The following is a 23225-nucleotide window of genomic DNA, read 5'->3' as shown; positions in this document are numbered from 1 at the left end:
AACTTGTATATAACAGGAAACCTGCTATTACCATATGGAAGCCTTAAGGCCCGTCGGCTAGCTCTTGACGGAGCCAAGCGTCATCCCTTTGACAAAATATTTTTGCAGGAAAGGATAGACGACTAAAATCGGTACCGTAACGACCATCGTAATGGCCATCCGAATGGATTCGGGCGATACCGCAGCCAAGTTTTGCTGTACGCTCGCATCACGGTAATTAGAGCCGGACTGCGTCGATTGCAGCACCTTCATCAGTTCATATTGCAGCGTTGTAAACTGCGGGGCCTGAGGATTGTACAAATACGTATCTAACCAAGCATTCCAGTGTTGTACCGCAATGAACAGCGCAATGGTCGCCAACACAGGCTGGCAAAGCGGCAGGATGACCCGCCAGAAAATCGTAAAATCGTTGGCTCCATCGATTTTAGCAGACTCTTGTAGAGCGTAAGGCAGTCCATCAATGTAGGAGCGGACAACGAAAATGTTCCAAACGCTCAAAATAAGCGGAATAATATATACCCAGAAGTTGCTCATCAAATTAAGATTTTTAATCAGCAAATAAATGGGGATCATCCCGCCGGAGAAATACATCGTCATCGCGAAAAGCGGTGAAATCAGCTTGCGTGCCTGAAATTCGCGGCGGCTAAGCACAAACGCCATCATCGAAGCCGACAGCACCCCGATAATCGTACCGATAAGGGTACGCAGCACCGAGTTTTGGAAACCGGTCAGCAAGGTCTTATACTGAAAAATCGTAATATAGTTTTCCAAGGTGAATTTTCTAGGCAGCACCGTAATGCCGCCTTTCACCGTATCCATGGATTCATTGAATGAAATAGCGAGTACGTTCAAAAACGGATAAATCGTAATTAATCCAGCAAGCCCCATCACAATATATATGATAACGTCTGTAATGATTTCTGACTTCGGTCTAATCGTTCCCTGCATGCTTTTCTCCTCCTAAATAACCGATTCTTTCGTAATGCGTTTGTAGATGGCGTTAGCGCTAAACACGAGTATAATGCTGACGACGGAGTTGAATATGCCGATCGCCGTACCGTAAGAGAAGCGGCTCATTTGAATGCCATACTTCAGCGCATATAAATCGAGTACCTCGGAATAATCGACAACGAGCGGGTTGCCGAGAAGGAATTGCTTTTCAAAGCCAATGCTGATCAAATGACCGATGGACAAAATAAACAATACCATAAAGGTGGTACGAATACCGGGTAGTGTAATATTCCACATTTTACGGAATCTTCCTGCTCCGTCAACGGTTGCTGCTTCATATTGCTCGGGATCAATGCCCGCCATAGCCGCCAGGAATATGATTGAGTTCCAGCCGGTTTCCTTCCACATATCGGACATCGTTACAACGCCCCAGAACCAGCTGCCTTTTGCCATAAATTGAATCGGCTCGTCTATAATATTCAGCCACATGAGCAGGTCGTTGACACCTCCGCCATCCGTGGACAACATTTTGGTTACAAGGCCAGCGACGACAACCCATGAAACAAAGTGGGGCAAATACGAAATCGTCTGGATGGAGCGTTTGAAAAATTGGCCTCTGATCTCATTGAGCATTAGGGCGAAAATAACAGGTACGGTAAAGGAGACGATCAGTCCCATAATACTCATGCCCAGCGTATTGCGCAGGACGAGGTAAAAGCGTTCATCTCCAAACAACATAATGAAGTTGTCGAAGCCGACCCATTTTTGCTCAAAAAATCCTTTGGCCGGTTTATAGTTCTGAAATGCCATCACCCAGCCCCAAAGCGGTACGTAGCTGAATACGAAAACCCAGATGACGAACGGAACGGACATAAAATACAAGTATTTTTGCTGCTTCATCCGGTCCCAGAAACGATTGGCTTTGCTTTTGTTCACATGAAGCGGGTGTTCTGCGGTTGGTAACGATTTCATCTCTGCTCCTCCTAAAAACTTCACTTTCACTCAACATATCCGTGAATTTCTCTTTTTATTATGTTCTCATCATAACCGATAGCGTTTTCGGCTCGGCACCCGACAAATTCCACCTAAAATCATATAAAAATACGTACAGGCTGCTTTTTATGTGATTTTGATATGATTTTTCTGCAAAAAATGAGGTATTCCGGCCAAAGCATTAGCTAAAAATGACGGATTTCGCAAAAAAATGCCCTCCGCTTGAAAACAAGCCGAGGGCATTTTTGGAAAATGAATTATGTAATTGGAAGTTTATATATCCACTTCGTTATGATTCCACGATGGCAATCGCACGCACCGGCGCTCCATCGGCATTCCGAAATTTGAGCGGTAAAGCGCAAAAGGTAAATACGCCGCCGCCAATTTGATCCAAATGAATTAAATTTTCAACGATAACCATCTGTGATTGTGAAAATATTTTTTTGTGGATGGTCAAATTCGCATCCGTAATCGGGTCAACTCCAATAACGTCAAGGCCAACCCCTTTTTTACCGCTGTTGATTAAATAGTCGGCTACTTCCTCCGTCATATAGGGATAATCGCCAAAATATGAATCCGTTCCCCAATGCTTCGACCAGCCTGTGTAAAAAAGCAGAAAATCAACCGAATCCGCAAGAGCGCGCACCCGTTCAATATCGTCCATCGTAATTTGCTCGCCAGCCTGCAAACCACTGCATGAAATGACGAGCGCCGTCCCGACGAACTGCTGCGCTGGAATATGCTCCAGCGTCGTTCCACCCGCAAATATATGTGCAGGCGCATCCATATGTGTGCCGGTGTGAGAAGCAAGCGTCAGCAGCGTTTCTCTAAAGCCGTCATTTTCATACGTGCTCAGCGATTCCAGCGTCGGCTGCGGCGTGCCGGGATAAACGGGCGTCTGTTCAAAAATGGTATGCGTCAAATCGATGACTTTCAATCCACGTTCCCCTTTCGCTTCAAGACTACTGCCGCTCGGCATCTGATTTTACCATGCCTTTAAACGACGATGGCGACATGCCTTTATATTTTTTAAATTTAGCGTGAAAATAATCGACGTTCGCATAGCCGACCAGCTCGGATACTTGATGGACCTTAAGCCCTTGCTGAAGCAGCTCTACCGCATGGCGCAGCCGCACTTGATCGAGATAGGTGTTGAAATGCTCGCCGGTGAAATTTTTAAACATTTTGCCCAAATAGCCGCTATTATAATTAAACAGCTCGGCCAGCGTTTCCAGCTTTAAATTTTCCGCATAATGGCGCTCAATAAAACCGGTAATTTGCTTAATGACCGATACATTGCTGGAATTTCCGAGACGGAATGCGAGCTGCGACAGACGATCCTCCAGCAGCGCCATCATCTCGTCATAGTTGGTCTGTTTGTATAAGCCCGTTACAATGCGCAGCTCGTCCTGAATCGCCAGCTGTACATGAACCGCCGTCAGCTTGTTCAGCACAATCGTCAGCATTTGCGCAAAGCTGGTTTTAATGCGCTGCTCGGAAAGGAGGCTTGTGCTCGCCAGCTCCCCTGCTTCCTGCAGCATCAGCCGCACGCCATCCTGGCTGCCGATGTCGAGCATATAATACAGCTTCTGGGCCAGCTCCTGGAGCCGTAACTGGAGCTGCTCCTCATCAGGCTCTGCATGCAGAGCCTGCTCTTCGCCTCTGACGAGATGAAGCTCGCCGCTTGACAGCCGGAAGCTGCTCTTAATCGCCGCAAGTATGGCTTCATAGCTGCTTGGCAGCTGTACAAGCGCAGGCACCGCCTCGCCAACGACAGCGATATAACGCTGCTCCTGCGCCGCCTGCTGAACCCACTGCCGCAGCAGTTCGCCCGTGCCCTCCTGCACGACGTAATCTTTCAGCAGCACAGCCGTATATGCACCTGAGCTAAATGTCCAGCCTGCCCGGTTGCTCTGTACGACACTTGTCAATCTGCGCCTCGCCGCAATGCTTGCCGCCGACGTATGCTCCTCCGTTCGTGACCACTCGATAAGCAGCAGTTGGTAGCTTTTGGCCGAATCGCCAGTAAGCTGCTCCAGCTCCTTCCATATTTCCGGATAGCTGGCGGCATCTCCCGATACAGCGAGCTGCAGCAGTTCCTCCCGGCGTAGCGTCTCCCGGTGACCAAGACTTGCCGCATGCTCGGATCGCTTGTCCAAAATCCCCGCGATGCGCACAACGTTCTCATAGAGCTCGTCGTCGTCAACCGGTTTTAATATATAAGCATCAATGCCGAACTGGATCGCCCGCTGCGCGTAGCTGAAATCAGCATGTCCACTCAAAACAAGAAAATGGCAGGAGGTGTCAATTTTGCGAATTTCCTCTATCACCTGCAAGCCATCCATTCTCGGCATGCGTATATCCATTAAAATTAAATCGGGCGCCAGCTGGCCGTGCTTAATAAGGGCTTCTGGGCCGCTGGCCGCTTCCCCTACCCAAACAAACCCAAGACTTTCCCAATCAATAATTGTACGCAGCCCTGCGCGAATCATCGGCTCATCATCAACGATAAGCAGCTTATGCATCTTCTTGCCCTCCTTGAGCTTGCGGAATTTGAAACGTAATGGTCGTTCCGCCGTCTTCCCCGCCGCTCATAATCTGCAATCCGGAAGCCTGTCCATAGAGCAGCACCAGTCGCTGATGAACATTGCGCAGTCCAATACGATATTCCTGCTCATCGTCCATATCCCCCAGCGCCAGCATAATTTCATCCATTCTAGCCTCTTCAATGCCAATGCCGTTATCCGACACTTTCACATGCAGCACCCGATCCCGAAGCAGCGTCATCACGGTCACGCAGCCGCCTTCATCAATGTTTTCCAAACCATGAATGACCGCATTTTCAATCAACGGCTGAATAATCAGTGGCGGAATGTCCAATGACTGTGCATGCGGGTCCAGCTCCAAATTAAAGGTGAGGCGGTCATTGCCGTAGCGAAATTTCTGAATTTCCAAATAACAGCGGACTATTTCCAGCTCATCCTTCAGACGTATTTTACCAGCGCCAACTTCCAAATTGCGGCGAATGAGCTTGCCCAGCATATGAACAATCGAGGAAATTTCCGTCTCGCCGTTTACATGCGCTTTCATGCGAATCGACTCCAGCGCATTAAACAAAAAATGGGGATTGATTTGGCTCGCCATCATTTTAAGCTTAATATCCTTCTGCCTCAGCTCCAGCTGGTCCTGCTGCCGCTGCGACTCGGACACCTCGTCCATCAGCCCGCGAATGCTGACCACCATATTGTTGAACTGCCGCGAAAGCAGCCCGATCTCATCATTGCCGTCCACCGTAGCCACCGTCGTCAAATCGCCCATTGCTACTTTGTTGAGGTTTTTATTCAGCAGCAGCATGCGCGTTGCGAGCAGTCCCGAGAAAAAATAAATGAGCAAAAACGCAATTGCCAAACTAATGCCCATAATCGTCAGCCCCAAAATACTAATGCGATTCGCTTCACTGACGATGCTGTCGATCGAAAAGACGGATACGATGCGCAAACCATTGCGGCTCGACTGCGGGATGAGCTCCTCCATGACAAGCCGCGAACGCTTGCCTTCATACAAAATTTCAAAGGTACCCGGCCCTTTCCCGGATAATTGATTGGAAAAATCGAGATTGGTTAAATTCAGCCCCACCTGCTTTGGATTGCTGGCCGCCACAATATAGCCGGAATCATCAAAGATCATCGTATCGAAAGGCTCCTGGCTAAGCAGCGCATTCAGCTTCCCTTGATTAATACCAATGACCAGCACGCCGCTTGAGCGAAAGGTAGGAAACGGTATTTTTCGTACAAGGCTGAGATAATTGTTATTTTTCTTCGTCTCATCCTTCATGTACATCCAGTGGATGCCGTCTTCCCCCAACGCAGTTTGGTACCAGGATGCCTCTTCAGTGGCTTTGCTTGTTTTGATGAATTCCCAGTTATCGAGAATGGTTTGGTTTGTCGTATAGAAGCGAATATTGTTGATTTCCGAATACAGCTGCATATAATCTTTAAACGCCCGGAACTCCCACAAAGCGCTAACCGCATCATACGTCGACTCATAATTGGTGTTAACCGTGCTGCGCAGAGAGGTATCAAACAGCATCTTATCCGAAATCGTAATAGGCATGCGAATGATGTCATCCGTCTGCTTCTTGATTTTCTCAACGTTGTTCAGCGTCTGCTGCGTCGCCTGACTCAGCACATTTTGGCGAAAGGCAGCCGTTAATATAATACCGACTAGCAGCACCGGAATGCAGACAACGAGCAAAAATGAAATCATCAGCTTATGCTTAATGCGAACATCGTTCATCTTCCTGACGAAGGCAGATTGTTTCTCCACTCGGTAAATGCCCCTTCTACTATTACTTCTACTATTACTTCTTATATTTCTAGCGTAAATTCGTGGAAAAAATGTAAGAAAGCGTTCTCGAAAGCCCCGCTTCTATTATAAAATGCAGCAACCCGGATGTACACCCTGCTCCTCCCACCCGGGTAACGAGCAAAATCAGCCTGCCCTTCGGCAGCAAACTGATTGCTTGACCTGCATATGCTTATGCCGCTACTGGCAAGGTGAAACGGCTTCCGCCGTCCTCTGGCGGCGCGGCGCGTTTCATTCCGGGAAATATAGAGAAAGTATAGCGAAATCATATACTTTCCTATATTTAAAAAAGACCGCAAGTTCATAAAGAGCCTGCGGCCTGACGATCCTTGATATGCTTTTAGGAAAAAATAAAGCTGCTCAACCGCACGCTGCCGCTCAGCGCAATATAAACGTCCGCCTGCGGGGAAATGCCCGCTGCAAGCGATGCGCAAACGGTCTGCCACTGCTGCTCGCCGCCAGCGGGCACCGTCAGAACGGCTGCTTGCTCAGCTTCAGCCGAGCCAAAGCGAACCGTCAGCGTGCCGCCAGCCGGGCCTCCGCTAACCCGCGCCTCGAAGGCTGCTGGAGCATCGCTCCATTGCACATCTGCAAAGCTTATCCAGCCAGTGGTAAATGCGTCAGCCAGCCGCACGCAAGCACCGCTTTCCTTGCTTTCATCAAGCAGCACGCCGGAATAATCATCATAGTTTTCCGCACGCGTCAGCTGCGTCAGCGCTCTTGGCGGAATGCTCTCGCCTTCGATGGAAAGCTCGGCTGTCAAGCGGATGTCGCTTGACGAGCTGCCGGCCATCAGGCTGTAAACGCCTGACTCCAGACAGAACCGGTCCCGCGTCACATCCCACATGGCAAGCTCAGCTGCGCTAATCGCGATCTGAACCGTAATACTTTCCTGCGGCTGCAAGTAAACGCGCTCAAAGCCGACGAGCTGCTTCACCGGACGTTTAACTCGCGAAGTATTCGCGTGGGCATACAGCTGCACGACTTCGCCGGCCTCCACACTGCCCGTATTCGTTACTCGAAGGCTGGCTATCCAGCCTTCGCCCGCTTCAGCCGGGGAAATTCGCAGGCTCTCAAAGGAGAAAGGTGCATATGTCAGCCCATGGCCGAATGGATATAACGGCGTATCCTCAAAATACAAATAGGTCCGTTTTCCTTTAATAATATCATAATCCAAAATATCGGTAAGCTGCTGCTCGATTTGGCTGTACCAGGTCATATTCAGCTTGCCAGCCGGCGCAAAATCGCCGAACAGCACATCAGCGACCGCATTGCCGAGCTCTTGCCCAGCATGGGCCAAATACACAACCGCTGGAAGATGCTCCTGTGCCCAATTAAGCTCAAACGGATAGCTGCCGATGACGACGGCGATGACGTTCGGATTAACCGCATGTACTTCCCTCAGCAGCTGCTCTTGCGCTGCTGCAAGCGTATAGCCCGGACGGTCCGTTTCTTCCTTGCCGTTAATAAGCGGATTGTTGCCGACGAATACAATCGCCGTTTCTGCTTCGCGGGCTGCTGCTACTGCTGCAGCAATTCCATCAACGGTAATGTCCAGCCTAAAGGCACCTTTGTGCTCTTTGTCACCATAGTTGCCGCTTCCGCTGTTAGCTGAACTGTCCGCATTGTCTCCAGCTGCTTCTGTCGTACGATCTTCCTCGGTTACTTCCTCGTTTATAGTCAGCAGCTGCTTGCCATCCTGCTCCTTCAGCACAACTGGCTTATCATCCCATGTAACAATGTCCGTCGTGCCATCCGCTTTCGCATCCAGGCGCAGCACTTCCTTCACATACCAGCCATAGGCCTCATCCGCTGCAGCCGCAATGTGGACATCATCCGCGCTCGTCGCGAATTTGCCAGTCGATTGGCTTTGCAGCGTCAAGCTGTTCCAGCCCCAATCGCAAACCTCAAACGTCTCCGCTGCACTTTCAGCAGCGACCTGCAGCACACCGTTGTCACCGAGCGATATCGGCGATCCATCTGCTGCAGATCTAAGCACCACCTGATTGCTGCCGCTCGTAAACGTAACCTTTTTGCCAGCCATCTTCTGCTGGATCGCGGCGAATGGCGTAACCGTATAAGGGAAAGTGCCGGAGTACCAATCACGATACACGACATCGCCTAGCGGCCCAATAACCGCAACGCTGCCCAGCTTGCTGCTGTTTAGGGGAAGCGTGGCCTGTTCATTTTTGAGCAATACGATCGACTCGCGGGCCGCCTGCAGCGAAAGGTCGCCGTGGGCTGGAGCGCATAAGACGGAATCCGGCACATTCGAATACGGATTATCCGCATCAAATTCGCCAAGACGGAAACGCACGCGGAACGTATTGGTTAGCGCTTGGTTGAGATCCGCTTCCGCAAGCAAGCCTTCGGACAATGCTTCATGGATTGCCCCGCAGCTGATTTCCTTATCGTCGGTAATGCTGTCGATTCCCGCTTTAATCGAATGGGCGACCGCTTCCTTGTACGTATCATAATAATGATGATCCTTCACCAGGCCGATTAAATCGCCAGCATCGCTGACGATAAACCCATTCATCCCCCATTCGCCCTTAACGACCTTGTTCACATCCTCATGCAAAATCGTCGGGATGCCGTTTACCGAGTTGTACGACGTCATCATGGATTGCGCGCCGCCCTTGACGAACGCAGGCTGAAAAGCACGCTGGTAATACTCCTTCATATTGCGTGGATCAATGCTCGCCGAGCAGCTGCCGCGATCCACTTCATTGTTGTTGGCAATAAAATGCTTCAGCGTCGCAACCGCTTTGAAAAATACCGGGTCGTCGCCTTGAATGCCTTGTACGAGTGCCGCAGTCAGCTCGCCTGTCAGCTTAGGGTCTTCGCCATAAGCTTCTTCTGTCCGTCCCCAACGCGGATCGCGTTCCATATCGACGGTAGGCGCCCACAGCGTGAGGCCATTTACTTCTGGGTCGCGCTGATAATAGACGCGGGCTTCATCACCGATGACAGAACCAATAGCCTTCAGCAGCTCCGGGTTCCAGGTGCAGCCAAGACCGAGGGGCTGTGGGAACGAGGTCGCTTCGCCGAGCCAAGCCAGACCATGCGCCGCTTCCGTTCCATGCTTGTATGGTTTTACCCCGAGCCGCTCAACGGCAGGCTGGTATTGCACCATTAGCTCTACTTTTTCCTCCAGCGTCAGCCGCGATACGAGATCGCGCACACGCTCCTCTATGTCCAGCTTGCCGTCTAAAAATGGATACTGCTGTTCTGTCATGGTTTTTCCACTTCTCCCTTATGCTATATCTTCTATATAGGTGTATGTTTTAAGCTTACAGTAATTCCGACGGCAAGACGGTGTATACCGCGCCTGCCGACGTTTCAAACCGCTCGCCCTGCTTTGCGACAAGCGTGCCTTCGCCTTCTGTCCGTACCGCCAGCTCCAGATCGGCGCTGCGCAGCGTGCATGGCGAGCCTGAGAGCGACTCGATGCGGGCCGACGCCAGTCGTCCATTTTTCCATTCCATATCGATCATGAAGCCGCCGCGTGCCCGCAGCCCTTGCACGGAACCGTTCGGCCATGCTTTTGGCAGTGCAGGCAGCAGTGAAAGCTCCTGCGTATGGCTTTGGAGCAGCAGCTCAGCGATGCCTGCTGTCCCGCCGAAATTCCCATCAATTTGGAACGGCGGATGATCGTCGAATAAATTCGGATGCGTCGAGCGGGAAAGCAGCGTCTCAATAAAATGATGCGCCTGCTCCGGCTCGCCCAGCCTTGCATACAAGTTAATGAGCCATGCGCAGCTCCAGCCCGTATGGCCGCCGCCGCTTGCAATCCGCTGTCTCAGCGATTCCCGTCCAGCCTCCAGCAATTCTGGCTCCTTCTCCGCATTAATCAGAAAACCCGGATACAGGCTAATTAAATGCGATACATGGCGATGTCCGGGCTCATGATCCTCATATTCCTCAACCCATTCCATCAGCCTGCCATCCGAACCAATCTGGAATGGCGGCAGCTTCGCCAGCGCTCCCTGCCAGTCGCTGCGCAGCGCCTCATCCTCGCCTAGCAAATCGGCCGCATGCAGGCAAAGCGTGAATAGCTCTTTAATCAGTGAAATATCCATAGTCGTTGCCAAAGATACGCTGCTTGTTCCGCCGCTGCCATCTGGCAGCTTGTACATATTTTCCGGCGAAGTGGCCGGAATCGTGACGAGCACGCCATCTTCCGTCTCCTGCAGCCAATCCAGACAAAACAGAGCGGCTTGCTTCATAACGGGATACGCCCGTTCTCGCAAATAAGCCAGATCCGGATTAAACGCATAATGCTCCCATAGATGCAGACAAAGCCAAATGCCGCCGAATGGCCAGAAGGCCCAGCTCGGATGCCCGCCCGAAGGAGTGGAAGCCCGCCACAAATCGACATTATGGTGGGCGACCCAGCCACGCGCATTATAATGAATAGCTGCTGTGCGGCTGCCCGTCTGGCTAAGCTCGCCAATCATATCTATAAGCGGCTCATGGCATTCGCCCAGCCCGCAAATTTCGGCATGCCAATAGTTCATTTGCGTATTGATGTTCGTCGTATAATTGCTGTTCCATGGCGGCTGTACCCGGTCATTCCATATGCCCTGCAAGTTGGCTGGCTGCGTGCCTGGCCTTGAGCTTTGCATCAGCAAATAGCGTCCATATTGAAAATATAGGGCCTCCAGCTGCGGATCTGCCTCGCCCCTCTTGTAGCCTGCAAGCCGCTCATCTGTTGGAAGCAGTGCATTCGGGCTAGTTCCAAGATCGATTGCTACCCGGCGAAAAAGCCGCTGATGCTCGGTAATATGCTGGCTGCGCAGCTCCTCATAGCCGAGCGCCGATGCAATCGCCAGCGGCTGCTCATTTTTAAGCGCCAATGCCGCGGAATCATTAACCGGCATCACCTGATAGCCGGCAAAGCTTGAAGCAGCCGCAAGCAGCAGCGTAACCGTTCCGAGTCCGCTTACAGTAAGCGAGCTGCTTGAGCCATCTGCTCCATTGACGATGTCAGTCGCGCCTGCACCTAGCAATTGCAGCCTTGCCTCGAAGGAAACACCCCGGCCCTGCTCATAAAGCACCGACCTCGGATGATCTTGACGATAGTTGTCGGCAATATGGGATGGGCATGTCCCGCTTAGTACAAGCGCGCCGCCGCTACCTTCCGCGAGCTGTACCGGATGCGGCGACTCCAGCCCTGCCGTTAGAGAAATCTCCCCGCCGTCCAGCACCTCATAGCGAATGCACATCACTTGATGGACGGCGCTTACGAATATTTCGTGGCGAAACGATCGGCCATCTACTGTGTAGGCAGACGAAGCAATTCCTGTATCGAGGTCAAGCTCACGGCGGTAAGCAGACATTCCGCTATCGCTTCCTAGCTGGCGATGCTCTATATAAAGATCGCCCAGCGGCTGGTAAGCCTCCGTGTTCATGCCTAGCATTTTATCCTGCACAAGCGTCTCGGCCTCGCCGTATTGCCCAGCGAAAATAAGCTCGCGCGATTTTTTCAAATACCTCAAGGCTTCATAATTGTTCGTATCGCGTGGAAATCCAGACCATAACGTATCCTCATTAAGCTGCACTCTCTCCTTGCATGCGTCTCCAAATACCATGCCGCCCAATCGGCCATTGCCGATCGGCAGCGCTTCCTCCCAACGGCTCGCTGGCTGCATGTACCATAGCTTCCATGGCTGAATATTTTGCTGTTGCTGCGTTGTCACTGCGATGGTCACTCCTTAAAGTTTTTATGGTTCGTCGCTTTTGCAGCGCCGTGGCTCAAATCCGTCGCCAAGCTTATATATTCATCATAAGCCAGACCTCTTCCTTTGCAGTACCCTCAATATTAAGGACAAAGTCATATATAAATTAGTACCTTTTCCGTCAAAAAAAGCTTAAAAACGACAGCAAACACGCCTGTTTCCCAGCGCTTGCTGCCTGCTGGGGCACTGGCGTGCCTGCTTGCCGCCCTCCATTAGCGGCTTATTTGAACACTTGAGACAACGCCGTCACATAATGCGGCACCGCCTTAATCTCATGAAACGCTGCGATTTCCACGCCTTCAAAGCGCTCCACGAACGCCTGATTCACAAACGTATGCGTTGTACCTTTTCGAATGGGAGTAATGGCGAGCTGCAGCTCATTATCCAGCAGTTCATTTTGGAAGCCCTTCAGCCCAATTGGCCATGCTTGACCATAATGGATATGGTCTGTCAGCAGCTCATTATTCAAATACGCAGCGGCTACATCGCCATCATATTCAATATGAAGAAACAAATCAGCTACCTGGTCTGGCCAAGCAGCATCGATTTGCACAGCCGCATGACGATTTGACGTCTTGTTGATGAGAAGCTGCGGTTCATAAGCTGCTACCTTCACCGTATAAAGCTGGAGCAAGCCTCCAGCTGCTGGAGAAAGGCTGCCTTGGCTTGACTTAATATCCGCTGTGGCTGCCGGGTACATGGCAACTTGCCATTCCGCCTTGCCTGGCGAGGTGCAAATGAGCTGCTCACCCGCTACATAAAGATGGCTTTCGCTGATCAGCAGGCGTTCCTCTCCCCACAAGCGGAGACGATACGTGCTCAGCGCCTCTTCTCTAGAGAGAATAAGGATACGGACGACATTTCCGTCTTTACGCCTTACTTCAGTTAAATGCTGCTTGCCTGCTGCCGGATGCACCCTATAAACTCCGCTTTGCTGCTCCACTATACCGCCACCATCGCTAGTTACGCCCGCGACCATTTCCTCGGAAATAACAAGCTCTGGGATCAGGCCCTCATGCGCATAAAAGACAAGCAGCGGGTGCTCTGTATCCGTAAGCTTCGTCAGTGGCTGAACGGTAGCAGAAACGATATGAATGCCTGCTTCTTCCAAGTGGAACGGCAGCACCGCGCTAATTCCTTGCTTCAATCGCAAGCTGCCCGTATGCGGAAATCTCGCCTGTCCTTTGGACGTATCCAGCGTCACACTTACTTCTTCCCGGTCAGGCATGTCCACATGATCCTGAAAATTGTTCAGGAACAAGAAGCCCGAGCCATCCTTTTGCCTCAGGCAATAACGCAGTGCCTCCGTATTTTCAGGCTGCAGCTCCGCCTGGCCTTCCGGCAGTACTGTTCCCATTGGCGCCAAGCTTGCGCCGTAAGCTTCCATAAACAGGCTAAGCGTGCGGATACGGTCATACGATTCGCCAATGCGTCCAAACTCGCCTAGCGGGGACTGATAGTCATACGTTATTTTCGGCAAACCATATTCATTGAGAAATCCATTTTCTCCCCGTGGATTTGAGCCGCCATGATACATGTAATAACCCAGCAGGTTGCTGCCGCTAGCCAGCTTCACAAGCGTCATCGCTTCCACACTGTCCGGGCTCACATGCGGCCTTGCCGTATAGCTGACCTGCATGCCCCCTGCCATCTCGCAATATGCGACGGGATATTGTGCAGAAGGATAATTGACCTGCTCCATCGGCGATCCATGCAGATCACGGAAAATATATTCCCCACTCGGCGGCTGATTTGGAATCCATGGCGTATACGCATAGCCTGCAAGCATCGGGAGCGTGTCCGTCTCAGGCACCGCTGCTCCTCCCCATGCAGTAGCTGTAAAGAACAGCGGGCGAATGCCTGCTTCTGCCGCAATCGCTTTGAGCTTGTCCAAATGCGCATTGCCGCCCGTGCCTGCGGACATGAATACGCCGTTTTTATAGCCCCATGAGTCTAGCGGAGCGCCGCAGTGCATAAATTCATTTTCGAGCTGAATCGCAATAACGGGGCCGCCGTCTTGAAACAGCGCGCCTTTCATCTGCCTGGCAATTTCGCGGTACAGCCGCGCTGCGTATTTCAAATACAGCTCATCATTCGAGCGAATGACGAGCGGCTTGTCGAACACCCAATCCGGAATGCCGCCATTACGCACCTCGCCGTGGCAGAAAGGGCCGATCCGAAGCACCAGCGGAAGCTCAAGCTTTGCGCAAAGATCAATAAAATGTCGGAGATTGCGATTGCCATTCCAATTAAAGCGACCTTCCTTTTCCTCATGGTAATTCCAAAATATATAGGTTGCGATTATGTGCACACCGCCCGCCTTCATCTTGAGCAGCTCTTCCTCCCAATATAAATAAGAAAATCTGGAAAAATGAAACTCACCGACAACCGGAATAAACGGCTCACCATTGCGCGTCATATAAAAATTCGTAAAACCGAAGCTTTCCCCTTTCGGATTGCTTCCTTTATTGCTCGACAATATGCCCGTCGTAATTTCCTTATTGCACTCATTCAATTTTACAGCTGCATGATGCATGCTCATTACGCAATTACCTCCTTTATATCCCCCCACTGTACCGTACCTGCGCTCACCTTGCCATTGACAATTGTCTGTTCCTAATGGAGCATATTCTGATTTTGCCCGAATGCAGCGCTTGCGGCTGGAAGCTCCCTCCGCTTACAATATAACCATTAGAAACGAGGAGGCTTGCTTCACCATGCTCAACAAAAAAACACAAGGCTTCGAGACGGAGAAGCTGATTGTTTTGCCCCCCTACCAGCTGGAGGAGATGACCAGCCACCCGATTATTCGCCAAGCCTTTGTAACGGATATTGGCTATTTTCACCGTGCCAAGCACCATTACCGGGAGCGGCCTAAAGGCTGCGATTCTTATATTTTCATCTATTGCACGAATGGAGAGGGCTGGATTAAACTCGGCAGCGAGGAGACGATTCATGTAACGGAAAAAACCGTCTCCATCATTCCCGCCTTCACCCCTCATAGCTACGGAGCCAAGACGACGAACCCATGGAGCATCTACTGGTTTCACTTTCGCGGCGAGGAACTGGTGCAGCTGCTGGAAAGCCTCAGCCTTGAGGCAGCGCTGCTCCACGTGTCGCTGCCGGAGGCGGAGAAAATCGTCGAGCTATTCAACCAATGCTACGAGCTGCTGTCAGCCAAATCCTATTCGGTTATTCATCAGCTGCATATTTCACAAACGATTCGTTATTTGCTGAGCTACATTTCGCTTATTCCAAGGCGCAAGCAGGATGAGAAAATGCTCGCCTATATTGAACAGGCTATACAATATATGAAGGATCAGTTGGAGGGCCATTTAACCTTAGAGGATTTGGTTACGCGAACGCGCATTTCCAAGCAGCATCTTAATCATCTATTTAAGCAATCTACCGGCTATGCTCCAATCGACTATTATTTGCGGCTGAAGATGCAGCGGGCCGGCCAGCTTTTTGACCTTACCGACCAAAGCGTGAAGGCGGTCAGCCTGTCGCTTGGCTTTAAGGACCCGTATTATTTTTCACGGCTGTTTAAGAAGATTATTGGCGTGTCGCCTACGGATTACCGCAGGCAGCTGAAAGGCTAGATTGCTCTAGACCATTAACCGTAGCCGATATATTCATCAACTTTCGCCTGATAGATTAGGAGACTAGCACATCTCTGTGCCATTTTAATAGAATGTATAATCCGAAGTAGAAGGGGGAGTGCATTTATGGAGCTTAACCGGGAGCTATTGCTTGCACATACCGCTGCTTTGCTCTCGCAAGCATCCAATCGGGTAACAAAGAGGTTATTGCGGGAATCAGGGCAAAACCGTTAGGCTGAATGGGAGACACCAGCGGGAAAAGCGTCTTGCCCTGCTCTATGCAGGCAAGGCGCTTTTGGTATGGCTATTTGCTAACGCTTCACTCCTTGTTAAATTCCTTTCAAAGTAAAATTCCGTTCAAATTTCTATTTTTTCAAGCTTCTCAAAAACACCATCAACCCATACTTGGTCATCCCATAGTTTTGGATCATGAAGCTTTCTATCAGCGGGATGTCCTGTTGCAATCGAATCTATACCATCTTTGTTTCCAAAATACAAATCAACGATTTTTAATGCCTTGTTTTCAGCTTGAACCAACACCTGAAGATTCATTCCAGACCCTTGGTTTGAAAATGGTAAACTTACGTAGTAGAGATTTCCATCAAGTTTCTTGAACTCTGCTTCCTTGAATTCATTTTCCAAACCGAAATGGACACTGACTGCTCCCTTTAATTCTTTTCTTTGTTCTAGCTCTAACATTTTATTTGTGTATTTAAGAAGATTTTCATTAGATATGTAATTTCTAAAGGATACTGTTTCTTGTTCTGCAACAGCACCGGTATATAAATTCACAAAAGCTTGTCCAAATGCGACAACGGTTTCTTGATCGTCATCACTCATTTGATTCCCATTCACTGAAAATGGTTGATCGGCTAGGTCTTTTAATATTTCTGCTGCTGATTTCTCTGGTATTTCCAAAGAAATTTCTTCACCTGGTGCATCTCTCCCCTTTGTTACAGAATTTACTATCAGTCCAATCCCAACTGCTAGCATAATAACAATCGAGACACCAAGCAGCCAGAATCTTCGTTTACGATAATTTAACACGCTTTTAATCCTCCCTTTTACATTCCCCCACCAAAAGCAAACAGATTTCCATTCAAATTGTCTCAGTATTTATCAATCTTGTACCAGAATATCGGTAGTGGAAACCACCCTGCGGGCGCGGGAACTGCCATATAACGACTGTGCTGTGTAAGAAGAAGCGCCTGAGCCTGCTGCTTAGTAAGGACAACTGCATCTTGCTTAGCAGAACGCTCAACAGTCACGCCACTCGCATCCACTCGCGCAGTAATCGGTTGACCGTCCATGACTGCGGAGAATTCCCCCTGGATAATCCCTGTGGTCTTATGCTTAAGCGTTAGATAAGCCTTCAACACATTGGCAAAATCCAGAATATGATACATATCAGATGTCTCGATGACATAGTCTTCAGCCATGCTGCCCAGCATTGTATTTAGAGGAATATCATATTCTGGCGTATAAATAGAAATCCGCTCTGCTTTGCTATATCCCATATAAGCCTTGATGGTCCGCGAAATATCGTCCGTATTTTTCATCGCGAGTTCAGACATTTCATCGCCTGCTTCGTTTACGATCACATACCCGATCAACTTGCCTTTATCCAGTACGCCCAGCGCATTTTGATGGAGGGTGTTGAAAATAAGCGGCAATTGCTGTGTGCTGCGTTCAACATAAGCAAGCCGCGAGGTGTTCATGCTATGAGCAAAGGCTTCTGCTCCTTCAACCTCGAATAACGGGCAGAAGGATATTCCGGTGTCGCTGACCTGTCTTAAGGCATGGCGTACGTTGGCCTCTCCTACGAAATACTTGAACTTTACGCCGCCAAGGGTGAAGCCAAAATACTCATATCTTTGCCGCTGGCCATATAATACGACCATATCATGCGTATCGCGCAGTTTTTCAAGCCACATGTTCATTAGTACCTTCATATGCCCCTCGCCACGCGCTCGAGGATGGACCGATACGGTACCCAAATAGCAGGCTCGCAGCGTATAGTCGCATACCGTCATAGGCTCTGGAAAAACGGCCACCTGTGCGCGCAGTCTGCCTTTCTCATCCGCAGCAACCATATGCATCGCTGAAGAATCTACGCTCTTTTCATACGCTTTGGGCATCAGGGTTTCAAAATCTAAGCGAAAAGCAAAGTTGGCTAAATCTATGTATTCATCGCGCTCATTCGGAGCTGCCATTCTGTATTCAACCATTTTCCCCCTACCCTTTCAGTCTAAAAATTGAACTAACTTCCTACAACTATAATTCTAGAAGCATATTCAATATCCTGCCGGGCAGCTCAGGTAGCTATAGTAGAGATCGACAAAGAACTGATGACTTTGAAGCCACCTTCAAACCTTGCGAAAATAGATTTTCTTGGGTACAATTACCATAAAAAATTGTAGGAGGAAATCAAATGCATCCAAAAATAGTCCCCCGTTAAGCCCGAGGTCCTCCATCCATGTGTTAGTGAATATTCGCCCAAATAAATCAAAGGGAGAGACACGCTAATGCACATGAATGGACCTGTAAATATTTCTCGAAACGAAAGACTGGAAACCTGCCACGAAATTGCTTCGAGATTACACGAGGTGTACGGAGAAAAAATCGTTGCCATTGGAGTCTACGGTTCTGTTTCCAGGGGCACAGACGGCCCTTTCTCAGACATTGAGATGTTTTGCGTACTAAGTGAATCAAGTGATCCCGTAGATTTCAGCTATGAATGGTCGGCGGGGCCTTGGAAAGCAGAAGTCGGCATTTGTAGGGAGGACGATCTCCTTAAAACCGCCTCTACTGTTGAAGGAAGTTGGCCATTGACGCATGGGCCATTCTTTTCTCAACTTAGCCTATATGATCCCAAAGGATTTTTCCCAAGATTGAAGGAAGCTGCCCAATCACCAACAAGGGAAGATTTCCGCTGTTCAATTAACGAATTCCTTGTAGGGGAAATGTACGAATTTGTTGGGAAACTTAGAAATGTCAGTGTAAATGGTCCCTACACCTACTTGCCATACTTGGCAGTGGAGTTTGCCCATTACGGAGCTATGTTAGTCGGGTTACACAATCAAAAACTCTTCTCGACTGGCTCAATGGTTCTACCAGAGGCATTAGAACTTCCTAGTCGTCCAGAAGGATTTGACAATGTTGTGCGAATGGTTATGTCTGGTGAGTTAGCAGAGCCTTCAAGAATCATTTCAGCTTGTGAAAATTTCTGGAATGGCCTTGTGAAGTGGGCAGCGGAACATGACTACGTAATAAGTACAAAACGTATCCCATTTTGACCCGCTAATGCAACATTTGCAATAACATAATATGATTTTGATAGGCTAAAGTCCCCTTTCACGAGGGGGCTTTTACTTTTCTTCTGGAGGGATAGAATAAACATGCAATTCCCTCTGTGTGAGAATCCCCCTTATTCGCAGGCTGTTCAACTGAACAATAAAAAAATACGCCAGACCGCCGCTGGCGAACCAGGCGTCTGACGTAAGCTCGATTGAATTGATTTAGATTAATGCAGTCCCTCAAGCCCCAATTCCTGCTTGCCCTTCTGCTCTTCCGCCCCCGCCTGCACTTTGCCTCTGCGCAGAAACAAGCCGAGGAAAATGCCGGCGATGGCAATAACGAGCATAATGCCGAACGTATAGCCGAAAGCTTCTGGAGCAACGGCAAGCGTCGCTTTCTGCACTTCGGCAGGCGTCGTAAGCGGCAGCTGCTGATCCACAATGAGCGTCTTCACTCGTGACGAGAGCACCGTAACTAAAGTCGCAACCGCGAAGGAGCTAACTACCTGCTGCAAAGCGCTGGTCAGTGACGTTACTCGGCTGACGAGATCACGCGGCGCTTTTTGCAGCAAATGCGAGTTGAGCGGCATCATCATGAGGCCAGAGCCCATGCCCGCCATAATGAGCGGAAGCAGCAAATCGCTGCCCTCTGTCGTCAAATCGACCTGCGTATATTGAAAAATCGCACCGGATACAAGGCTGAGGCCAATAACGACAAGCCATCTCACCCCGATTTTATCGAACAAATAGCCGCCAATCGGCATCATAAATGCGGAAGCTAGCGCTTGTGGGAACAACGTGAGCCCCGTATCAAAGGCGCCGTAGCCGCGTGCCTGCTGCAAAAATTGCGGAAGCAGGAAAATCGCGCCGAAAAGCGAAAATTGCAGCAGCCACTGCACAAAAATGCTGAACGAGAAGTCCACCGAGCGGAACACGCGAAGCTCCAGCAGCGGCGTTTTTGACCGCAGCTCTACGATAATAAATGCGATGAGCGCGATGCCGCCGATAACGAGCCCGCCAATCGTCTTATCGGACGACCAGCTTTCTGCGCCTTGCGTTACCCCGTAGGATAAGGCAGCAAAGGCAAGCGGCCCTAAAATCATGCCCGGAATATCAATGCCGGTCACCTGCTTGCGCTCCGTCTTCGGCAGCTTCCAAAGGCCGAATATAATGCTGAAAATGCCGACCGGAATATTAATCAGGAAAATCCAGTGCCAGGAATGATATTCCACGAGCCAGCCGGCCAAAATCGGGCCAACCGCAGGCGCGAGCAGAATCGGCACGCCCATCATCCCCATGACTTGCCCTACCTTATTCGGCGGGCTTAAACGAAACACATAAGCCATAGCGACCGGCATAACGAAACCGCCGCCGAGGCCTTGAATAATCCGAAATACGATGAGCCACTCGGCGCTGCTAGGCAATGCACATAGCAAGGATGCCAAGGTGAAGGCAACAACCGAGCCTAAAAATATATTTTTGGCTCCAAAGCGATCCGAAAGCCAGCCTGAAAGCGGAATAACCGCCGCCGTCGCCAGCATATAGCCCGTTACCGTCCACTGAATCGTTGGCAAATCGGTTTTAAAATCAATGACGAGTCTAGACAACGCGACATTCATCGCTGTTGAATCCAAAATAACCATAAATATGCCTGAAATAATGGCGATCATCGGTACGATGATGCTTGCCAAGCGGAATTCAGGCTCTGCGCCGCCTTTCGATGCTGCTTGCGACATTTGTTCTCCCCCTGCCTATCTGCACAAGATGACTTACGTGCCCATTTAACAATGGACAGCTGTCCCATCACATATAATAATGGCATTTTACCTTATTGTCAAATATTTTAGTTGTTAAGTATTTGTAGCTTAAGCATTTCCGTTTCATGACTTTATAAACCTTTTATAAACCCTATTTAAACCTTTGCCAGCCGTTTCCTTGCAGCACAAAAGCCGCCATCCCGGCAGCAATTGCAACCTGATGGCGGCTTTTATTTTATACCCAAATGGCTTTATTACTACTCGGTTACAGTTCCGTAAATCAAGACAGGAGCTTCGACTTTATCGCCGATACGAATATTGGCATAAATTTTCGCGAGCACATCGTCCACATTTTCACGATTGGCATGAATGGTTACGAGCGATTCGCCGGCCTTGACGGTGTCGCCCACTTTTTTATTCAGCATCAAGCCTACAGCCAGATCGATTTCCGAGTCCTTCGTCGCGCGTCCTGCACCCAGCAGCATCGCTGCCGTACCGATTTCGTCAGCTACGATTTCCGCAACGACACCATCCTGCTTCGCTGGCACTTCGATCAGGAAGGCCGCTTGCGGCAGCTTCTCCGGATGGTCAACAACCGTTGGATCTCCTCCCTGATTGGCAATAAACACTTTGAATTTCTCCAGTGCTTTGCCATTGCGAATGACTTCCTTCAGCATTTCCTCCGCCTCTTCCAGCGAGCTTGCTTTGTTCGCCAAATAGACCATTTGACGCCCTAACGCTAGACATAGCTCCTCCAAGTCCTTTGGACCTTTGCCTTGCAGCGTATCAATCGCTTCCTTCACTTCCAAGGCGTTGCCGATTGCAAAGCCCAGCGGCTGGCTCATGTCGGAAATGACCGCCATCGTTTTGCGTCCAACGTTGTTGCCAATGCTCACCATTGCGTGCGCAAGCTCCTTCGCATCTTCTACCGTCTTCATGAAGGCGCCTGCGCCTGTCTTCACGTCAAGCACGATAGCGTCGGAGCCGGCAGCGATTTTTTTGCTCATAATCGAGCTTGCGATAAGCGGAATGGAGTTAACGGTAGCTGTAACATCGCGCAGCGCATACAGCTTCTTGTCAGCTGGCGTCAAGTTGCCGGATTGGCCAACGACCGCAATTTTATCCTTGTTGACGAGGCGAACGAATTCTTCCTTCGCAAGTTCCACGTGGAAGCCAGCAATTGCTTCAAGCTTGTCTGTCGTTCCGCCGGTGTGGCCAAGGCCGCGTCCCGACATTTTCGCAACTGGGATATCCAGCGCTGCAACGAGTGGGGCTAAAACAAGCGTCGTCGTATCGCCAACACCGCCAGTGGAGTGTTTGTCTACCTTCACGCCTTCAATGGCCGACAGATCGATCGTATCGCCGGAATTCACCATCGCCATCGTCAAGTCGGCGCGCTCCTGCTCCGTCATATCCTTGAAGAATATCGCCATTGCCATTGCGCTGGCCTGATAATCAGGAATTTCGCCTTTCGTATACCCTTGAATGAAAAAGTTAATTTCTTCAGCGCTCAGCACTTCACCATCGCGTTTTTTCTCAATCAGGTCTACCATTCTCATGCTGCATTCTCCTCACGGTTTTAAATGAAATCTATAAGCTAAGCTACCTTGCCTATTACAGGGAAGTTACCGTCTCTAGCGCTACTTCCATCATGTCATTGAATGTGCTTTGTCTTTCAGCGGACGTCGTTTCTTCACCAGTCAACAGATGGTCGCTTACCGTTAAAATCGTCAGGGCATTGACGCCATATTTTGCAGCCAGCGTATAAAGCGCCGTCGTTTCCATTTCAACGCCAAGCACATTGTGCTCCATGAGCTTCTCTACAATGGACTTATCATCCCGATAGAAGCTGTCCGAGCAAAAAATATTGCCGACATGCAGCTTGAGGCCTTTGGCTACGCCGCGCTCGTAAGCCGCCTTTAGCAGCTCGAAGCTGGCAATTGGCGAGAAGTCATAACCGCCGAATACGTGGCGGTTCATGCTGGAATCTGTACAAGCCGCTTGCGCCAAAATAACCTCACGCACGTTTACGCTTTTTTGCATGGCGCCGCATGTGCCGACACGAACGAGATTTTTCACGCCATATTCACGAATGAGTTCATTGACGTAAATGCTGATGGACGGTACGCCCATACCTGTTCCCTGCACCGAAATACGCTTGCCTTGGTACGTCCCTGTAAAGCCCAGCATACCGCGCACCTCGTTGTAGCACGTTACATTTTCCAAATACGTATCCGCAATATATTTCGCTCTTAGCGGGTCGCCTGGCAATAAAATCGTTTCGGCGATGTCGCCTTGCTTTGCATTAATATGAACACTCATAGTAATATCTCCTCTGCTTCGTTCATATAGTTAGTTCATTCGTTCATTCGTTCATTCATTGGTTCATTTAACGACGGCATGAAGCTGGTTCCGTGATCAGGCAGTGTAACGCCGAAATTATCCGCAATGGCCGCTCCAACATCAGCGAAGGTGCTTCTGAGCAAATTCTGCTCTGTCAGCTTAGCGAATACTTCTGGC

15 protein-coding genes are annotated in these 23225 nt (G+C 49.9%); 2 read left to right on the top strand and 13 right to left on the bottom strand.

Annotation, left to right across the window (positions count from 1 at the left end; translation table 11 throughout):
* Window positions 1-57: 57 nt before the first annotated feature.
* The 8 genes from ABEW34_RS26185 to ABEW34_RS26150 all read right to left on the bottom strand — a co-directional run bounded on the left by ABEW34_RS26185 (window position 58) and on the right by ABEW34_RS26150 (window position 14586).
* Window positions 58-948, bottom strand: coding sequence for a carbohydrate ABC transporter permease (locus ABEW34_RS26185; protein WP_430162911.1), 891 nt, complete (start codon window positions 946-948; stop codon window positions 58-60).
* A 12-nt stretch (window positions 949-960) separates the two neighbouring features.
* Complete coding sequence (locus ABEW34_RS26180; protein WP_430162909.1) at window positions 961-1923, bottom strand: ABC transporter permease; 963 nt, start codon at window positions 1921-1923, stop codon at window positions 961-963.
* A 310-nt stretch (window positions 1924-2233) separates the two neighbouring features.
* The gene (locus tag ABEW34_RS26175) at window positions 2234-2881 is read right to left on the bottom strand and encodes a cyclase family protein (RefSeq protein ID WP_430162906.1); all 648 of its coding nucleotides are present in this window, start codon (window positions 2879-2881) and stop codon (window positions 2234-2236) included.
* 25 nt (window positions 2882-2906) lie between these two features.
* Window positions 2907-4469 (bottom strand): response regulator transcription factor, encoded by a 1563-nt coding sequence (locus tag ABEW34_RS26170; RefSeq protein WP_430162903.1) that lies wholly within the window; start codon window positions 4467-4469, stop codon window positions 2907-2909.
* Window positions 4462-6270, bottom strand: coding sequence for a sensor histidine kinase (locus ABEW34_RS26165; protein ID WP_430162899.1), 1809 nt, complete (start codon window positions 6268-6270; stop codon window positions 4462-4464). Before ABEW34_RS26165 ends, ABEW34_RS26170 begins: the two co-directional genes overlap by 8 nt.
* A 379-nt stretch (window positions 6271-6649) precedes the next feature.
* Window positions 6650-9547 (bottom strand): glycoside hydrolase family 3 C-terminal domain-containing protein, encoded by a 2898-nt coding sequence (locus tag ABEW34_RS26160; RefSeq protein ID WP_430162896.1) that lies wholly within the window; start codon window positions 9545-9547, stop codon window positions 6650-6652.
* A gap of 55 nt (window positions 9548-9602) precedes the next feature.
* The gene (locus ABEW34_RS26155) at window positions 9603-12011 is read right to left on the bottom strand and encodes a glycoside hydrolase family 95 protein (RefSeq protein ID WP_430162893.1); all 2409 of its coding nucleotides are present in this window, start codon (window positions 12009-12011) and stop codon (window positions 9603-9605) included.
* 259 nt (window positions 12012-12270) lie between these two features.
* Window positions 12271-14586: a beta-galactosidase gene (locus tag ABEW34_RS26150; protein WP_430163214.1), complete on the bottom strand. Its 2316-nt coding sequence runs from the start codon at window positions 14584-14586 to the stop codon at window positions 12271-12273.
* Window positions 14587-14767: 181 nt separating this feature from the next.
* Between ABEW34_RS26150 and ABEW34_RS26145 the strand changes: the two genes are divergently transcribed.
* Entirely contained in the window at window positions 14768-15652 is an 885-nt protein-coding gene (locus tag ABEW34_RS26145; protein ID WP_430162891.1) for a helix-turn-helix domain-containing protein, read from the top strand.
* A 357-nt stretch (window positions 15653-16009) separates the two neighbouring features.
* Here the strand turns inward: ABEW34_RS26145 and ABEW34_RS26140 are convergent, their stop codons facing one another.
* Window positions 16010-16699 carry a hypothetical protein gene (locus ABEW34_RS26140; RefSeq protein WP_430162889.1) on the bottom strand — a complete coding sequence of 230 codons (690 nt, stop codon included), beginning with the start codon at window positions 16697-16699 and terminating at the stop codon, window positions 16010-16012.
* Between the two features lie 62 nt (window positions 16700-16761).
* Window positions 16762-17880: a GNAT family N-acetyltransferase gene (locus ABEW34_RS26135; RefSeq protein ID WP_430162886.1), complete on the bottom strand. Its 1119-nt coding sequence runs from the start codon at window positions 17878-17880 to the stop codon at window positions 16762-16764.
* Between the two features lie 297 nt (window positions 17881-18177).
* Here ABEW34_RS26135 and ABEW34_RS26130 point away from each other — a divergent pair, with 297 nt between their 5' ends.
* Window positions 18178-18948, top strand: a complete 771-nt coding sequence (locus ABEW34_RS26130) for an ANT(4')-I family aminoglycoside nucleotidyltransferase (protein ID WP_430162883.1) — start codon at window positions 18178-18180, stop codon at window positions 18946-18948.
* A 227-nt stretch (window positions 18949-19175) separates the two neighbouring features.
* Here the strand turns inward: ABEW34_RS26130 and ABEW34_RS26125 are convergent, their stop codons facing one another.
* The 3 genes from ABEW34_RS26125 to deoD form a co-directional block, all read right to left on the bottom strand.
* Window positions 19176-20684: a DHA2 family efflux MFS transporter permease subunit gene (locus tag ABEW34_RS26125; RefSeq protein WP_430162880.1), complete on the bottom strand. Its 1509-nt coding sequence runs from the start codon at window positions 20682-20684 to the stop codon at window positions 19176-19178.
* Window positions 20685-20962: 278 nt separating this feature from the next.
* On the bottom strand, window positions 20963-22264 hold the full coding sequence (locus ABEW34_RS26120) for a pyrimidine-nucleoside phosphorylase (protein WP_430162877.1): 1302 nt from the start codon (window positions 22262-22264) through the stop codon (window positions 20963-20965).
* 55 nt (window positions 22265-22319) lie between these two features.
* Window positions 22320-23027: a purine-nucleoside phosphorylase gene (gene deoD / locus ABEW34_RS26115; protein ID WP_046233744.1), complete on the bottom strand. Its 708-nt coding sequence runs from the start codon at window positions 23025-23027 to the stop codon at window positions 22320-22322.
* Window positions 23028-23225 lie beyond the last annotated feature (198 nt).

It is taken from the genome of Paenibacillus algorifonticola (genome assembly GCF_050481745.1).
Lineage (GTDB): Bacteria > Bacillota > Bacilli > Paenibacillales > Paenibacillaceae > Pristimantibacillus > Pristimantibacillus algorifonticola_A.
The sequence above is the reverse complement of the archived record's forward strand: the minus strand, read 5'-3'. Positions and strand labels throughout refer to the sequence as shown.

Bases quoted from the DNA above. Each gene is read 5' to 3' on its own strand.
- ABEW34_RS26185 (WP_430162911.1), bottom strand. From the start codon at position 948: ATGCAGGGAACGATTAGACCGAAGTCAGAAATCATTACAGACGTTATC.
- ABEW34_RS26180 (WP_430162909.1), bottom strand. From the start codon at position 1,923: ATGAAATCGTTACCAACCGCAGAACACCCGCTTCATGTGAACAAAAGC.
- ABEW34_RS26120 (WP_430162877.1), bottom strand. From the start codon at position 22,264: ATGAGAATGGTAGACCTGATTGAGAAAAAACGCGATGGTGAAGTGCTG.
- ABEW34_RS26125 (WP_430162880.1), bottom strand. From the start codon at position 20,684: ATGTCGCAAGCAGCATCGAAAGGCGGCGCAGAGCCTGAATTCCGCTTG.
- ABEW34_RS26135 (WP_430162886.1), bottom strand. From the start codon at position 17,880: ATGGTTGAATACAGAATGGCAGCTCCGAATGAGCGCGATGAATACATA.
- ABEW34_RS26130 (WP_430162883.1), top strand. From the start codon at position 18,178: ATGCACATGAATGGACCTGTAAATATTTCTCGAAACGAAAGACTGGAA.
- ABEW34_RS26145 (WP_430162891.1), top strand. From the start codon at position 14,768: ATGCTCAACAAAAAAACACAAGGCTTCGAGACGGAGAAGCTGATTGTT.
- ABEW34_RS26150 (WP_430163214.1), bottom strand. From the start codon at position 14,586: ATGCATCATGCAGCTGTAAAATTGAATGAGTGCAATAAGGAAATTACG.
- deoD (WP_046233744.1), bottom strand. From the start codon at position 23,027: ATGAGTGTTCATATTAATGCAAAGCAAGGCGACATCGCCGAAACGATT.
- ABEW34_RS26170 (WP_430162903.1), bottom strand. From the start codon at position 4,469: ATGCATAAGCTGCTTATCGTTGATGATGAGCCGATGATTCGCGCAGGG.
- ABEW34_RS26160 (WP_430162896.1), bottom strand. From the start codon at position 9,547: ATGACAGAACAGCAGTATCCATTTTTAGACGGCAAGCTGGACATAGAG.